The organism is Brachybacterium sp. YJGR34 (assembly GCF_003347015.1).
Classification (GTDB): domain Bacteria; phylum Actinomycetota; class Actinomycetes; order Actinomycetales; family Dermabacteraceae; genus Brachybacterium.
In genome coordinates this window covers 22,670-37,474 of record NZ_PNFB01000011.1, presented here as the reverse complement: position 1 = coordinate 37,474, position 14,805 = coordinate 22,670, and the positions used below count along the sequence as shown (strand labels likewise).

Genomic DNA, 14,805 nt, shown 5'->3' with positions numbered 1-14,805 from the left:
GAAGGCCCTGGGATGGGGACATCGCTCCACGGACGATCACCTCGAAGGAGGACACCCCATGGACGAGGACCATCCCCGACGACGCACCACGACCGGCGTCGCGGCACTGGGCGCCGCGGCGATGCTGGTGCTGAGCTTCGGTCCGGCCGCGCTCGCGCTCACCCCCTCCGCGGAGGCCGCCCCGGGGCAGGGCGAGCAGGCCTGGGAGGCCCCGCTCGAGGCGGGCACCGGCAGCGTCAGCACCACGCCGCGCGCCGACGAGACCTGAGCCCGGTGATGGGTGCGCGGGATGGACAGGAGCGGGTCGGGCAGGAAGGCGCCACTGTTCAGCCCGATAGGCGCTGTAGAGACCTATCTGGCCGAATACTGGCTCCTCTGCCCCTCCGACCCACCCCGCCCCCGGGCCCGGCCTCGGCCCGCCCCGGGTCCGGTGGCGGCCCTGGATGAGGCGTGCCTCACCTCGTCCCCGGCACGGGGTCGTGGAACACTGGTGCCTTCAGGAACGCGCCTCGACTCCGGGGCGGTCGATGCAGAAGGAGCGAGGATGTCGCTGTTCGGAGAGCCCTTCACCGCCAAGTGCCTCAAGTCCGGGATCACGGTCGAGGTCGCGGAGGGCCAATCCCTCCTGCAGGCGCTGCTCGATCACGACATCCCCATGGACTACTCGTGCGAGGGCGGGGTGTGCGGCACCTGCGTGGTGCCCCTGGTCTCCGGCGAGGTCGAGCACATGGACGAGTTCCTCATGGACGACGAGAAGGCCGATCAGATGATCACGTGCGTCTCCCGCGGCGAGGGCGAGATCGAGATCGACGTCTGAGCCGACCGGCTCACAGGCGCGGTCCGGCCACCGCCCACGCGATCCCCATCAGGGAGATCAGACCCGCGGCGGAGACCACCGCGAGGGACGGCGCGAGCGCCGGCCCCGCCACCAGCAGGGCGAGCACGCCCAGCGCGGCGACGGCGAGCAGCACGGTGAACAGCACCGGCCGGCCGCCGGCGGGCCTGCCGCTCGTGACCCGGTCGGACGGAGCCTCGGGAGGCATCGTCACCATGGCGTGGTCCCCTTCGCGCGGAATCGGCGGGCCGCCCGGCCGCTGCCGGGCGATGACCCGATCCTCCCCCGCGGCCCGCGCGGGCACATCCCGCCCCGGGAGGATGTGCTCCTCCTCCTTTGGTCGTAGTCCCGCGGGGCCGGCCGCTGCCCCGGGCGGTGCTCAGGAGCCCGTGCCCGCGGCGTCCTGGGCGGCGAGCTCCGCGAAGGCCCCGCCGCGCGCCAGCAGCTCGGCGTAGGTGCCGCGCTCCACGACGCGCCCCGCGGCCAGCACGACGATCTGGTCGGCGCGGCGGATCGTCGAGAGCCGATGCGCGATGGAGACCGTGGTGCGCCCGCGGGCGACCGCCTCGAGCGCCCCGGACATGGCGCGCTCGGTGGCGACGTCGAGAGCGGAGGTCGCCTCGTCCAGCAGCAGCACGGGAGGATCGCGCAGGATCGTCCGTGCGAGCGCCAGGCGCTGCTTCTCCCCGCCGGAGAAGCGGTAGCCGCGCTCGCCCACCACGGTGTCGTAGCCCGCGGGCAGGGCGACGATGTGCTCGTGGATCTGAGCGATCCGGCATGCCCGCTCGAGGTCCTCGTCGCTCGCCCCGGGGCCGGCGAAGCGCAGGTTCTCCGCGATGGTCGCGTGCAGCAGGTAGGTCTCCTGGGTGACCATGCCGAGGCTCGCGGCGAGGGACTCCAGCGAGAGCGTGCGCAGGTCGTGGCCGTCGAGGGTGATCCGCCCGGCGGTGGGCTCGTACAGATGGGCCATGAGGTAGCCGGTGGTGGTCTTGCCGGAGCCGGTGGAGCCCACCAGGGCGGTGTGCTTCCCGGCCGGGACCGTCAGATCCACCGCGTCCAGGGCGGGGGCGTCGGCCCCGGGGTAGGTGAAGCTCACGCCCTCGAAGCGGATCTCGCCGCGCACGGCGGCGGGGTCCAGCGCGAGGGCGTCGGGCGCGTCCTGGATCTCGATCGGCGCGTCGAGGTACTCGAAGACCCGGGTGAACAGCGCGAGCGAGGCGTTGACCTGGGTGGCGACCCGCAGCAGCCCGTTGATCTGCGGGAACAGGGTGGACTGCAGGGCGATGAAGGCGACGAGGGTGCCGATGGTGACCCCGGCGCCGGAGAACAGCAGGTGACCGCCCAGGAGGTAGGTCAGCGCCGGGAACAGGGCCATCGCGGTCGTGAAGACCGCCATCTGCCAGCGGCCGGCCATCTCGGAGCGGACCTCGAGGTCCGCCAGCTCCCGGGAGTCGTCCGCGAAGGCCTCGGTGAGCGCACGGGTGCGCCCCATGGTCACGCCCAGCAGGATCCCGGAGACGGACAGCGACTCCTGGATGCCGGCGGAGAGGTCCGCCGCCTTCTCCTGGCGGGTGCGGACGATGCGGCGACGGCGCCGGCCCACCCGCCGGTTCATCCACACCGCGAAGGGCAGCGCGACGAGGGAGAACAGCGTCAGGCGCCAGTCCAGGACCACCATCGCGACCAGCGCCATCGCCACCCCGGCACCGGCGGAGACGATCTGCGTCATCACGCTCGTGACCACGGCCTGCATCGAGCCGATGTCGGAGAAGATGCGGGACTGGATCTCGCCGGTGCGGGTGCGGGTGTAGAAGCTCAGCCCCATGCGCTGCAGGTGGGAGTACACCGCGACCCGCAGGTCGTGCATGACGGACTGGCCCACCCTCGTGGAGAGCATGGCCTGGGTGACCCCGAGGACGTTGGCGATCACGGTGACGGCGAGCAGCCCGCCCACCGCCGCGGCCAGGACGTCGGAGCGCTGGTCCGGCAGGGCGACGTCGACGATCTCCCGGACCAGGAACGGGGAGACCACGCCGATCGCGGCGCCGAGCACGATCAGCAGCAGCACCACGAGGAGCGTCCCGCGGTAGGGGCGGAACAGCCCGAGCACACGGCGCGGATCGGGCCTGGCCCCCTCCGCGCGCTCCGCGCCCCGGCCCCCGCCGCCCATGCCGCCATGGGGACCGGCGGCGCCCATCCCGCCGGCGGCGCCCATGCCGGCGCCGAGGAAGGCCATCAGACTCCCTGGTGGCGGGCCACGCGATGGGCCGCGGCCTGGGCCAGGGGGCGCACGGTCACCAGGTCGAGGTTCACGTGGTGCGGGGCGCCGAGGGCATAGGAGATGACGTCGGCGCAGTCCTCGGCCGTGAGGGGCTGCTCGACCCCGTCGTAGACGGCGTCGGCCGCCCCCTGGTCACCGAGCCGCACGAGGGAGAACTCCTCGGTGCGCACCATGCCGGGCGCGATCTCGATGACGCGGACCTTCTCGCCGTTCAGCTCGAGGCGCAGGGTGCGGGCGAGCATGTGCTCCCCGGCCTTGGCCGCGTTGTAGCCGGAGCCGCCGGGGTAGGCCTCGTGGGCGGCCACGGAGGTCACCAGCAGCACGTCGCCGCGACCGCTGCGGCGCACGGCGGGCAGCAGGGCGCGGGTGACGCGGAGGGTGCCCAGCACGTTGCGCTCGTACATCGCCTGCCACTTCTCCACGTCCGCCTCGGCCACCGGCTCGACGCCGAGGGCGCCGCCGGCCACGTGGACGATCGCGTTGAGGGTGGGGCCGAACAGCTCCTGGGCGCGCTCGGCGAGCGCGTCCACGGAGTCCTGGTCGGTGATGTCGACGGCCATGACCTGGCAGCCGGTCTCCGCGGCGAGCTCGGCCAGCCGCTCCTCGCGGCGGGCGACGGCGAGGACCTGCCAGCCGTCGGCGACCAGGCGCTGCGCGGTGGCCCGGCCGATGCCGGAGGAGGCGCCGGTGACGACGGCGGTGAGGCCGGGGACGGGGTTCTCGGGACGGGCGTCGGTGGTGTTCGCAGTGGTCATCGCCTCAGCGTACGCCGCACGACCCGGGTGCTCACCAGCCGATCTCGAGGCAGCCGTGGTGGTCCGTCGGCTCGGTCTGGACGGTCGCGTGCGCGATGCCATGCCGGGTGCTGAGCAGCTCCTGGGCGGCGTCGAGCACCGGGTGGGGATCGACGTCCGGGCGGATCACCAGGTGCACCGTGGCCACCTCCATCCCGGAGGTCAGGGTCCACAGGTGCAGGTCGTGCACGTCGGCGACTCCCTCGAGCGCGGCGAGCTCGCCGCGCACCTGCTCGGGGTCGATCCCCGCCGGGGCGGCCTGGCCGAGGACGGCGAGCACCTCCCGTGCGAGCATCACGGCGCGCACGGCGATGAAGGCGCCCACGGCGAGCGCGACCACGGTGTCGATCACGCTCGCGCCGGTGAGGCGGATCAGCACCGCGGCGACGATCACGGCGACCGAGCCCAGGGTGTCCGCGAGCACCTCGAGGTAGGCGCCCTTGACGTTGAGGCTCTCCCCCGCGCCGCCGCTGAGCATCCGCAGCACCACGAGGTTCACCGCCAGGCCCAGCGTGCCGACGACGAGCATGGGGCCGGTGTCCACCTCGACCTCGCGGCCCAGCCGGGAGATGCCGCCGAGCCCGATCGCGACGGCGACGCCGAGCATGATCAGCACGGCCAGCAGGGCGGCGAAGACCTCGAGGCGGTAGTTGCCGAAGGTGCGCCGGCCCTCCCGCGCGGGCCGCGCGGCGAGGATCGTCGCCGCGAGCGCGGCGGTGAGGGTGACGACGTCGGCCGCCATGTGCCCGGCGTCGGAGAGCAGCGCGAGCGAGCCGGAGAGCACCCCGGCGACGAGCTCGACCACGAAGAACGAGGCGATGAGCACCAGGGCGACCGCCAGGCGGCCGCGGTGGGCGGCTCCGGCATGACCGGTGGCGCCCGGCTGGGCGCGGGAACCGTGGGAGTGGCTCATGATCCCCCGTCCCGAGGTCCGGCATGGAGCTCCGGGTGCTCCATCTCGCTGTGCTCGGTGTGGCTGAGAGCGAGGTCCAGGAGCATCCGCACGTGCGGATCGTCGAGCCGGTAGAACGCCCGACGGCCCGCGCGGCGCACCGCGACGATGCGATGGGCCCGCAGCAGCTGCAGGGCGTGGGAGACCCCGGACTCCGAGCGGCCGGTGACTTCCGCCAGCTCGCCGACGCTCACCTCCCCCTCGCGCAGCACGAGCAGCAGGCGCAGCCGTCCGGGGTCGCCGAGCAGGGAGAACACGTCGGCGAGGTCATCGACCTCGGCCTCCGCCGGGACCGCGCCCCGCAGGATCTCGAGGCGACTCGGTTCATATGAATATCCATTCATCTGTTCATGGTCGCAGAGAAAGCGCGTCGCAGCCACCCCTCCGCTCGCGGCCGACAGGACCTTGTGGCGGCCGTCACGGCGCACTAAGCTCGCGCGAGTGCCTCCGTACTGGTCGATCGCCTCGGCGTCCTTCCGCCAGTACTCGACCTACCGCATGGCGACCGCCGCCGGGGTCTTCACCAACACGATCTTCGGGTTCATCCGCGCCTCGATCATGTTCGCGGCCATCACCAGCGCCGGCGGCGAGCTCAGCGGATACACGATCGCCCAGGCCGCGACCTACGTGTGGCTGGGCCAGGCGCTGCTGGCCCCCATCGAGGCCTTCGGCACGCGGGAGGTCTCCCAGCGCGTCCACCAGGGGGACATCGCGATCGACCTCCTGCGCCCCACGCCCTTCCTGGGCCTGTACTACGCCCAGAAGCTGGGCCGCTCGAGCTTCCTGCTGCTGGGGCGCGGGGTGCCCCCGCTGGCGGTCGGGGCGATCGTGACCGGCCTCGCGCTGCCCACGGACCCCCGCTCCTACCTCCTGGGGACGCTGTCTCTGCTGCTGGCGATCACGCTGGCGTTCCTCGCGGACATGCTGGTCAACCTCGCCGCCTTCTGGCTGCTGGAGACCCGCGGCCTGACCGTCGTCTACACCGCGGTGATGAACCTGCTCTCGGGCTTCCTCATCCCCATCGTGTGGTTCCCCGACTGGCTGCTGGCGATCGCCCGGGCCACCCCGTTCCCCTCGATGATCCAGACCCCCATCGACACCCTCTCCGGACGGATCGCGCCGGCGGAGGCGCTGGGTCTGGTGGCGGTCCAGGTGGGATGGGTCGCGGCGCTCGCGCTCGCCGCGCACCTGGTGCTGACCGCGGGCGTGCGGAGCGTGGAGGTGCAGGGTGGCTGAGACCCCGTCCCGCGCCCGGCGCGCCCCCGACCCCGACCCCGACCGTCCCGTCTCCACCGCCCGGATGGTCGCGACGCTCTACGGCTCCCGGCTGCGCTCCCAGGCCTCCTTCCGCACCAGCTTCCTCGCCGACGTGCTGGGCCAGGTGCTCATCGTGGGCACCGAGTTCCTCGAGCTGTGGGTGATCCTCTCGCAGGTCTCCACCCTGGGCGGGATGACCCTGCCCCAGGTCGCGGTGGTCTACGGGCTGGGCGCGCTGGCCTTCGGGATCGGGGACCTGTTCTTCGGGGAGATCGACGGGCTCTCGGCCACCATCAAGTCCGGCACGCTCGAGACCCTCCTGATCCGTCCGGTGCCGATGCTGCTGCAGATCTCGAGCCTGGACCTGTCGCTGCGACGGATCGGCCGGATCGTGGTGGGGCTGGCGATGTACGTGGTGGCGCTCGGCATCGCGGGCTTCGACCCCACCGCGGCCACGCTCGTGCTCGCGGTCATCGCCCCGCTGGCGGGGGCGGCGATCTTCGGCGCCCTGTTCACCCTCGCCGGCGCGATGCAGTTCTGGCTCGTCGACGGCCGCGAGTTCGCCAACGCCTTCACCTACGGCGGCAACTACGTGGCCACCACCCCCGGCGCCGTCTTCGCCCTGCCGATGCGCGCCTTCTTCACCTTCGTCATCCCGGCGACGCTGATCGCCTACGCCCCCACCCTCGCCCTGCTGGAGCTGCCCGGGCCCGCGCTGATCCCCACCGGGGCCGGCTGGCTGGGCGCGCCCGCCGCGGTCCTCGCCTGGATCCTCGCGGCGCTGCTCTGGCGGGCGGGGATCCGCAGATACACAGGAGCCGGCGGATGAACCCGACCGATGTCCCCATCCCCTCGCGCGCCGCACAGAACGCGACGGGCCCTGCCGTCGAGCTCACCGGCCTGCGCCGCGACTTCACCGTGCGCGCCCGCCTGTCCGGCGCGCGCCGGCGCACCCGCCAGCTGGTGCGCGCGGTGGACGAGATCAGCCTGCGCATCGAGCGCGGGGAGGCGGTGGGCTTCGTGGGCGCGAACGGCGCCGGCAAGTCCACCACCATCAAGATGATGACCGGGATCCTGCAGCCCAGCGACGGCACGGTGCGGGTGCTGGGCCGCACCCCCGTCCCCGAGCGCCGCCAGCTCGCGAGGGAGATCGGGGTGGTCTTCGGGCAGCGTTCCCAGCTGTGGTGGGACCTGCCGCTGCGGGACAGCTACCGGATCCTCGGCGCCATGCATCGCCTCACCGATCGCGAGCGCGAGGGACGGCTCGAACGCCTCGTGGACGGGCTGGACCTGAGCGACTTCCTGGACCGGCCCGTGCGCCAGCTCTCCCTGGGTCAGCGCATGCGCGGCGAGGTCGCCGCCGCGCTGCTGCACTCCCCCGCCCTGGTGGTGCTCGACGAGCCGACCATCGGCCTGGACATGGTCTCCAAGGAGGGCCTGCGCCGCTTCCTGCGCGAGGACCGCGCCGAGCGCGGCACCACGCTCTTCCTCACCACCCATGACATGGGCGACGTGGAGCGCCTGTGCGAGCGCATCGTGGTGGTGAACACGGGGACGGTCGCATACGACGGACCGCTCGAGAGCTTCCGCGAGCGGCTCGGGGCGCCGCGCGAGCTGATCGTGGATCTCGCCGAGCCCGCCGACGCCCTGGCGCTGCCCGCCGCCGCCCGCAGCCTCGCCGTCGAGGCGGGCGGCATCCGCCACCGCATCGCCTTCTCCGGCGCCGAGCTCACGGTCCCGTCGCTGCTCTCCGCGATCGGCACCCAGGCCGAGGTGCGCGACCTCGCGCTCACCGAGCCCGCGATCGAGGACCTGGTGCGGCAGATCTACGCCCGCGGCGGGCTGGGCTGACGCCACCGGGTCCCGACAGCCTCCGGAGCGTCCGTGACCGGGACGTGACCTCGGCGGCACCCCAGCTCATGGGCGCCGGGTCGGCGCTCGACACGCCGCCGCGCCGCCACTGCCGCCCCTCCGTCCCGACCGGTGGGATGATGGTCCATCCCCTGTTCCCGCCGCCGCGTCCGGCTCACACGGGAACGGCCCGCCGCACCTGACCCGAGGAGGACCATGGCCCGCTCGTACGCCACCGTCGGCCAGATGATGACCTATGCCGTGGATCGCTCGGTGTCCTCGCCGGACATCCCGCTGCATCAGGGCCGGGACGGGAACGTGGAACTGCTGCTGCGCCATATGCTCGAGTTCGTGCTGATGGCGCCGCGCAGCCGGGAGGCCTTCATGCGCACCATCGTGCGCGACGAGCGGCCGACGGGATCGATCGTCGCCGAGCCCCGCCCGCACCGCTCCGCCCCGGACCTGGTCGCGGAGATCCTGCCCTCCTCCGCCGGGGACGAGCCGGCCCGGCTGGGCGTGACGCTGCGTGTGGGGCGCTCCTGCTCGGCCGGACAGGTGGCGCGGGTGCGCGCGGCCCTCGGCGAGGCCGGCCACCACGTGCTGCTGCTGGTGGTGCGCAAGGCCGAGTCCGACCAGCAGATGCGGGCCGTGGACCAGGTCGATCCCGCGGTCCGCCCGGTGCCGCCGCACGGCGAGGCCGCCGAGCCGGCCGGCACCGACGGCCCGGAGCTGGTGGTCACCACCTGGAACCGCATCGGTCGACGGATGGCGAAGGCCGATCCCGGTCACGCCCATCTGTGGGAGACCATCGGGGAGATCGGCGAGAACGCGGGCGCCCCGGTCGTGCAGTACCCGCTCAACGCGCGCCGGCTGCTCTCGGACCGGGACACGGCCCGCGAGATGCGCGCCCATCTCGACCTGTTCCGACGGGCGAGCCGCACCCTGCTGGGAACCAGCCCCCGCTTCTCGACGCGCCGCGGGCAGGACGAGGCGCGTCTGCAGGCCGGGAGGTCGCGGCGACGCACGGGGCTCGCCTTCGGGGAGGTCGACCACGGCACCCCGATCCACGTCCTGCGCGCCGACGGCGCATCCGCGCCGCTCGGCATCGGCCTCCCCGAGAGCTCCGCGGACCATGCCGCGGCCGAGGAGGCGCTCGCCGCCCTCGCCCGCCGCACCGCCTGGCGCACCGAGGACGGGGACCTGCCGACCGCGGAGGAGCTGATCGGCACCCCCGCCGCCCCGGAGGTGGAGGGCGCGCGGCTGCTGCTGTGGGCGGTGTTCAACCCGGCCCTGCTGCACGATCGCGGCTTCGACCTCGCCCCCGCCCGGCGGCAGCCCACTCTCACCGACACCACCCTCGCGATGCGCCTCGTGCAGCGCGGGGACGACTCCGGCACGCTGTACCGGCTGTGGGTGGGCGGTCGGCGCCGCTGGGACACCCTCATCCCGCGGGTGACCCGCGAGGCCGCCGCGGGGAGCGAGGAGGAGACCTACGCGGTCGCTCCCCGCAAGGGGCAGTCCACGAGCGACTTCGTGTGGGAGGTCCACAAGGCCCTGCGCTCGCTGACCTTCTGAGGGCGGCCGCCGCGCGACGCTGTGAGCGATCAGGCGCCGTCGCCGCCGCCGGTCTGGGCGAGGATGGACCCATGAGCACCCCCGCTGACTCCCCGCACTCCCCCGCCACCCGCACCGGCCAGTACAAGGTGCGCGGCGGGAAGCTCGTCTCGGTGAGCCTCGACGTCGAGGACGAGCGCATCGTCCGCGCCCACGTGTTCGGCGACTTCTTCCTCGAGCCCGACGACGCGCTCGAGGATCTCTCCGCCGGGCTCGTGGGCCGGGACGCGAGCTCCTCCACCGCCGAGCTGGCCGAGGCGATCACCGCCCGTCTCGCCGCGCGCGACGACGAGGTGCAGCTGATCGGCTTCGACGCCGAGGCGGTCGCGATCGCCGCCCGCCGTGCCCTGGGCCACGCCAGCAGCTGGGAGGACCTGACCTTCGAGGTGATCGGCCCGGAGGTGCTGCCGCCCGTGATGCACGTGGCCCTGGACGAGGTGCTGCCGCGGGAGATGGCCGCCGGGCGCCGGGGCCCCACCTTCCGGATCTGGGACTGGGACTCCTCGCTGGTGGTGATCGGCTCCTACCAGTCGCTGCGCAACGAGATCGACGCCGACGGCGCCGCCCGCCACGGCATCGGCGTGGTGCGCCGGATCACCGGCGGCGGCGCGATGTTCATGGAGCCGGGCAACTGCATCACCTACTCCCTCGTGGTCCCCACCTCCCTGGTGGAGGGGCTCAGCTTCGAGCAGGCCTACGCCTATCTCGACGACTGGGTGATGGGGGCGCTCGCGGAGATCGGGGTGCGGGCCCGCTACGTGCCGCTGAACGACATCGCCTCCGAACAGGGGAAGATCGGCGGCGCCGCCCAGCGCCGCTTCGCCGGCGGGGTCCTGCTCCACCATGTGACCATGGCCTACGACATCGACGCCGACGTCATGGGCGAGGTGCTGCGGATCGGTCGCGAGAAGCTCTCCGACAAGGGCACGCGCAGCGCGAACAAGCGCGTGGACCCGATGCGCTCGCAGACCGGCCTGGCCCGCGACCAGATCATCGCCGGCTTCCTGGACCACTTCCGCTCCCGCTACGACACCGCGGACTCGGCGTACACCGCGGCGGAGCTGGAGCGGGCCCGCGAGCTGGTGGCGACGAAGTTCTCGACCCCGGAGTGGACCGCCCGGGTGCCCTGAGGCTCAGCCGGCGGTGAGCCCGCGCTCGGCGTGCGCACCGCGGTGGATCCCGGTGCGCAGCTCGATCGCCCAGGCCTCCGCCGTCGGCATGCCCACCGCGTGCGCCGCCGCGATCTCCGCCTCGACGTCATAGGGGACGCGGACGAACTGGATCCCGAAGGGTGCACTCGCCTCGCCCCGGGGTTCACCCTCGAGGATCACGTAGCAGGGCGTCGGCTCGTCCAGCGGGTTCCCGACGCTGCCCACGTTGACCAACGTCGCCCCCGGTGCCGCCGAGAGGAAGGCGTCGTGGATGTCCCCGTAGACGAGGACATCGGCACGGCCCACGTCCCCGGTGAAGGGGGTCGGCTCGAACATCATGGCGAAGACCTCCTCCTCCGGCTCGCGGAAGACCCTCGTGAACTCGTCGACCGGGGAGGCGTGGACCAGTCGCACGCGCCGGCCCGAGAGCTGCAGATCGAGGCAGCCGGGCCGGCTGATCAACCACCGGCGGTCCTCCTCCGAGAGCTCTGCGCGCCACCAGGCCTGGGCGTCGCCGAAGGGCTCCGCGTCGCCGGCGAGGAACACCTCCCAGTTGCCGCGGACCGTCTCCTCGCAGCGCTCGCGGGTCAGGGCGGTGCAGGCCGCACCCCGCGGCCCCTTCCCGACCACGTCGCCGAGGTTGAGGACACGCGTGATGCCGCGCGCGGCGATATCGGCGAGCACCGCCTCGTAGGCGGTGAGGTTGCCGTGCACGTCGGAGACCAGGGCGAGGCGCTCGAGGGGCATGCGCCCACCGTACGCGCGCGACGGCGGACGCGAAGGCGCTCACACTGCCGGACTCTGCGTTGCGCCGCGGGACAGACCTGGAACAATGACGCCCATGACCGATACCGCACCGCGCCCTGACACCGCCCTCCCCGACCGCCCCTCCCTGGAGGGTCTCGAGGAGAAGTGGGACGGCGTATGGAGCGCGCAGCAGCTCTACGCCTTCGATCCGGACACCACTCGTGACCAGGTCTTCAGCGTCGACACCCCGCCGCCCACGGCCTCGGGCTCGCTGCACGTCGGCCACGTCTTCGGCTACTCGCAGGCGGACATGATCGTGCGCTACCAGCGCATGCGCGGCAAGAACTGCTTCTACCCGCTGGGCTGGGACGACAACGGCCTGCCCACCGAGCGCCGCGCCCAGAACTACTACGGGGTGCGCTGCGACCCCACCCTGCCCTACGACCCGGACTTCACGCCCCCGCAGGAGGGCGGCTCCAACAAGTCCTCGAAGGCCGCCAACCAGCTGCCCATCTCGCGCCGCAACTTCATCGAGCTGTGCGAGAAGCTCACCGCGATGGACGAGAGGTCCTTCGAGGAGCTGTTCCGCACCCTCGGGCTCTCGGTGGACTGGGACCACAGCTACCAGACCATCGACGCGGCCTCCCGCGCCGCCAGCCAGCGCGCCTTCCTCGAGAACCTGCAGCAGGGCCAGGCCTACCAGTCCGAGGCACCCACCATGTGGGACGTCACCTACCGCACCGCGGTGGCGCAGGCGGAGCAGGAGGACCGCGAGCGCGAGGGCGCCTATCACCGGATCGGCTTCACCCGTGCCGACGGCACCGGCGAGAAGGTCTACATCGAGACCACCCGTCCCGAGCTGCTGCCGGCCTGCGTGGCGCTGGTCGCCCACCCTGACGACGAGCGCTACCAGGACCTGTTCGGCACCGCCGTCGTCTCCCCCCTGTTCGGCGTCGAGGTGCCGGTGATGGCCCATCCCCTCGCCCAGCCCGACAAGGGCGCCGGCATCGCCATGATCTGCACCTTCGGCGACGCCAACGACGTCACCTGGTGGCGCGAGCTCTCGCTGCCCACCCGCTCCGTGATCGGTCGCGACGGCCGCTTCCAGCCCGAGGCGCCGTGGATCGCCACCGAGGAGGGGCAGGCCGCCTACGCCGAGCTGGCGGGCCTGACCGTCTTCAGCGCGCAGAAGCGCGTGGTGGAGATGGTGACCGCCTCCGGGGACCTGGTGGGCGAGCCGACGAGGATCACGCACCCGGTGAAGTTCTACGAGAACGGCGACAAGCCGCTGGAGTACGTGACCTCCCGGCAGTGGTACCTCACCAACGGCGGGCGGGACTCCTCGCAGGACGGGCTGCGGGACGAGCTCATCGCCCGCGGCGCCGAGCTGACCTGGCACCCCCCGTACATGGAGTCCCGCTACCGCAACTGGGTGGAGGGGCTGGCCGGCGACTGGCTGATCTCCCGTCAGCGCTTCTACGGCGTGCCCTTCCCGATCTGGTACGCGGTGGGCGCGGACGGCGAGGTCGACCACGACTCCGTGATCGCCCCGGCCGTGGAGGACCTCCCCATCGATCCGACGATCGACGTGCCCGCCGGCTTCACCGAGGCGCAGCGGGGCGAGCCGGGCGGCTTCGTCGCCGATCCGGACATCCTCGACACCTGGGCCACCTCCTCGCTGACCCCGCAGCTCGCCGGCGGCTGGAACGCCGCGGACGACACCGGCCTGTTCGAGACGGTCTACCCGATGGACCTGCGCCCCCAGGGCCACGACATCATCCGCACCTGGCTGTTCTCCACCATCGTGCGCTCCCACCTCCAGCAGGACGCGCTCCCGTGGAAGCACGCCTCGATCAACGGCTGGATCCTGGACCCGGACCGCAAGAAGATGTCGAAGTCCAAGGGCAACGTGATCACTCCCCTGGGGCTGCTGCAGCAGCACGGCTCCGACGGCGTGCGCTACTGGGCGGGCCGGGCGCGTCAGGGCGTGGACACCACCTTCGACGAGGGTCAGATGAAGATCGGCCGGCGCCTGGCGATCAAGATCCTCAACGCCTCGAAGTTCGCGCTCGGCTTCGGCCCGGCCCCGGCCGATCCCGCGGGCCGGCTCGCCGCGGACCCGGCGGTGGTCACCGATCCGCTGGATCGCGCCCTCCTGGCCCGGCTCGGCGACGTGGTCGAGCAGGCCACCGCCGCCTTCGACGACATGGACTACGCCCGCAGCCTCGAGGTGGCCGAGCCCTTCTTCTGGGCGTTCTGCGACGACTACATCGAGCTGGTCAAGGAGCGCGCCCACGGCAACTCCCCCAGCGGCGAGGCCGGCGCCGCCTCCGCCCGGGCGGCGCTGGCGATCGCGCTGGAGGTCCAGCTGCGCCTGTTCGCGCCCGTGATCGTGTTCGCCACCGAGGAGGTCTGGTCCTGGTGGCGGGACGGCAGCGTCCACACCCAGCCCTGGCCCGAGGCCGCTCCGCTGCGCGAGGCGGCCGCCGGGCAGGACGCCGCGCTGGTGGACTCCGTGGCGCAGGCCGCGATCACCGTGCGCCGCATCAAGTCCGACGCGAAGGTCTCGCAGAAGACCCCGATCCTCTCGGTGCGGGTGCTCGCTCCGCAGAGCGTGCTGGCGCACCTCGAGGCCGCGGTCGCGGACCTCACGGCGCTGGGCAGGATCGAGCGGCTCGAGCTGGTCGCCGGCGACGGCGAGGGGATCACCACGGAGGACGTCGAGCTCGGCGAGCCGCCGGTCAAGAAGCCGCGGAACCAGGGCTGACGCGGCGCCGTGAGCTCCACGCAGCTGAGGTCGAGCTCGAGCTCGGTGCTCCTGTGGTGCGGGGCGCTGATCGCGGTGTTCGGCGCGTTCACGGCGCTCTACGCCCTGGCGCTCGTGGTGCAGGGAGCCTGGCTCGGCGCGGTGATCGTGGCGGTGCTGGGGCTGGCGGTGGTCGCGGTCGGGGCGGTGCTGTTCCTGCTCGCGCGCCGCGCCGTGGCCCGGGTCGATGCCCGCGGCGTCAGCTGGTGCACGATGCTCGGCGCGCGGGGCTTCGTCCCCTGGGAGCAGGTCCAGCAGGTGATCGTGCCGGAGATGTCCGAGCCCGGGGACGCGGTGCTGCTGCGGCGCTGGGACGGGTCCGTGGTCCCGGTCGCGGCGCTGCGGAAGACGCAGTCGGCGGAGTCGACCCGCGCGCATGTCTGGTACCGGACGGCGGGTTCGGCCGTGATCGCCGCGCACCAGCAGTGGCTCGCCCAGCACGGTCGTCGGTGAGGATCCGTCCCGTGGCAGGGGCCGGTGAGCGCGCCCTCACCGTCTCCTCGCCCGGGCGCGCACG

15 protein-coding genes are annotated in these 14,805 nt (G+C 73.0%); 9 read left to right on the top strand and 6 right to left on the bottom strand.

The window, feature by feature from the left end; all coding sequences use genetic code 11:
* The first annotated feature begins 58 nt into the window (after positions 1–58).
* On the top strand, positions 59–268 hold the full coding sequence (locus tag CXH06_RS10910; protein WP_114855217.1) for a hypothetical protein: 210 nt from the start codon (positions 59–61) through the stop codon (positions 266–268).
* 276 nt (positions 269–544) lie between these two features.
* Positions 545–817 (top strand): 2Fe-2S iron-sulfur cluster binding domain-containing protein, encoded by a 273-nt coding sequence (locus tag CXH06_RS10905; RefSeq protein ID WP_114855216.1) that lies wholly within the window; start codon positions 545–547, stop codon positions 815–817.
* 10 nt (positions 818–827) lie between these two features.
* Here CXH06_RS10905 and CXH06_RS10900 read toward each other — a convergent pair whose 3' ends face one another.
* From CXH06_RS10900 to CXH06_RS10880, 5 genes are all read right to left on the bottom strand, one after another.
* Positions 828–1,052 (bottom strand): hypothetical protein, encoded by a 225-nt coding sequence (locus CXH06_RS10900; RefSeq protein ID WP_114855290.1) that lies wholly within the window; start codon positions 1,050–1,052, stop codon positions 828–830.
* Positions 1,053–1,214: 162 nt separating this feature from the next.
* Positions 1,215–3,071 carry an ABC transporter ATP-binding protein gene (locus CXH06_RS10895; RefSeq protein ID WP_232820310.1) on the bottom strand — a complete coding sequence of 619 codons (1,857 nt, stop codon included), beginning with the start codon at positions 3,069–3,071 and terminating at the stop codon, positions 1,215–1,217.
* A complete protein-coding gene (locus CXH06_RS10890; protein ID WP_114855215.1) occupies positions 3,071–3,871 on the bottom strand; it encodes an SDR family oxidoreductase in 801 nt (266 codons plus the stop codon). The genes CXH06_RS10895 and CXH06_RS10890 overlap by 1 nt, the downstream gene beginning before the upstream one ends.
* A gap of 31 nt (positions 3,872–3,902) precedes the next feature.
* The gene (locus tag CXH06_RS10885) at positions 3,903–4,823 is read right to left on the bottom strand and encodes a cation diffusion facilitator family transporter (RefSeq protein ID WP_114855214.1); all 921 of its coding nucleotides are present in this window, start codon (positions 4,821–4,823) and stop codon (positions 3,903–3,905) included.
* Positions 4,820–5,206 (bottom strand): helix-turn-helix transcriptional regulator, encoded by a 387-nt coding sequence (locus tag CXH06_RS10880; RefSeq protein ID WP_114855213.1) that lies wholly within the window; start codon positions 5,204–5,206, stop codon positions 4,820–4,822. Before CXH06_RS10880 ends, CXH06_RS10885 begins: the two co-directional genes overlap by 4 nt.
* 97 nt (positions 5,207–5,303) lie before the next feature.
* Between CXH06_RS10880 and CXH06_RS10875 the strand changes: the two genes are divergently transcribed.
* From CXH06_RS10875 to CXH06_RS10855, 5 genes are all read left to right on the top strand, one after another.
* Entirely contained in the window at positions 5,304–6,098 is a 795-nt protein-coding gene (locus CXH06_RS10875; protein WP_114855212.1) for an ABC-2 family transporter protein, read from the top strand.
* Positions 6,099–6,162: 64 nt separating this feature from the next.
* A complete protein-coding gene (locus tag CXH06_RS10870) occupies positions 6,163–6,948 on the top strand; it encodes an ABC-2 family transporter protein (protein WP_114855288.1) in 786 nt (261 codons plus the stop codon).
* Positions 6,945–7,970, top strand: a complete 1,026-nt coding sequence (locus CXH06_RS10865; protein ID WP_114855211.1) for an ATP-binding cassette domain-containing protein — start codon at positions 6,945–6,947, stop codon at positions 7,968–7,970. Before CXH06_RS10870 ends, CXH06_RS10865 begins: the two co-directional genes overlap by 4 nt.
* A 216-nt stretch (positions 7,971–8,186) precedes the next feature.
* Positions 8,187–9,545 (top strand): hypothetical protein, encoded by a 1,359-nt coding sequence (locus CXH06_RS10860; protein ID WP_114855210.1) that lies wholly within the window; start codon positions 8,187–8,189, stop codon positions 9,543–9,545.
* A gap of 71 nt (positions 9,546–9,616) precedes the next feature.
* Complete coding sequence (locus CXH06_RS10855) at positions 9,617–10,714, top strand: lipoate--protein ligase family protein (protein WP_114855209.1); 1,098 nt, start codon at positions 9,617–9,619, stop codon at positions 10,712–10,714.
* 3 nt (positions 10,715–10,717) lie between these two features.
* Here CXH06_RS10855 and CXH06_RS10850 read toward each other — a convergent pair whose 3' ends face one another.
* Positions 10,718–11,482, bottom strand: coding sequence for a metallophosphoesterase (locus tag CXH06_RS10850; protein WP_114855208.1), 765 nt, complete (start codon positions 11,480–11,482; stop codon positions 10,718–10,720).
* Positions 11,483–11,576: 94 nt separating this feature from the next.
* Between CXH06_RS10850 and valS the strand changes: the two genes are divergently transcribed.
* A complete protein-coding gene (valS, locus tag CXH06_RS10845) occupies positions 11,577–14,249 on the top strand; it encodes a valine--tRNA ligase (protein ID WP_114855207.1) in 2,673 nt (890 codons plus the stop codon).
* A 9-nt stretch (positions 14,250–14,258) separates the two neighbouring features.
* Positions 14,259–14,741, top strand: coding sequence for a hypothetical protein (locus CXH06_RS10840; RefSeq protein WP_157975701.1), 483 nt, complete (start codon positions 14,259–14,261; stop codon positions 14,739–14,741).
* Positions 14,742–14,805 lie beyond the last annotated feature (64 nt).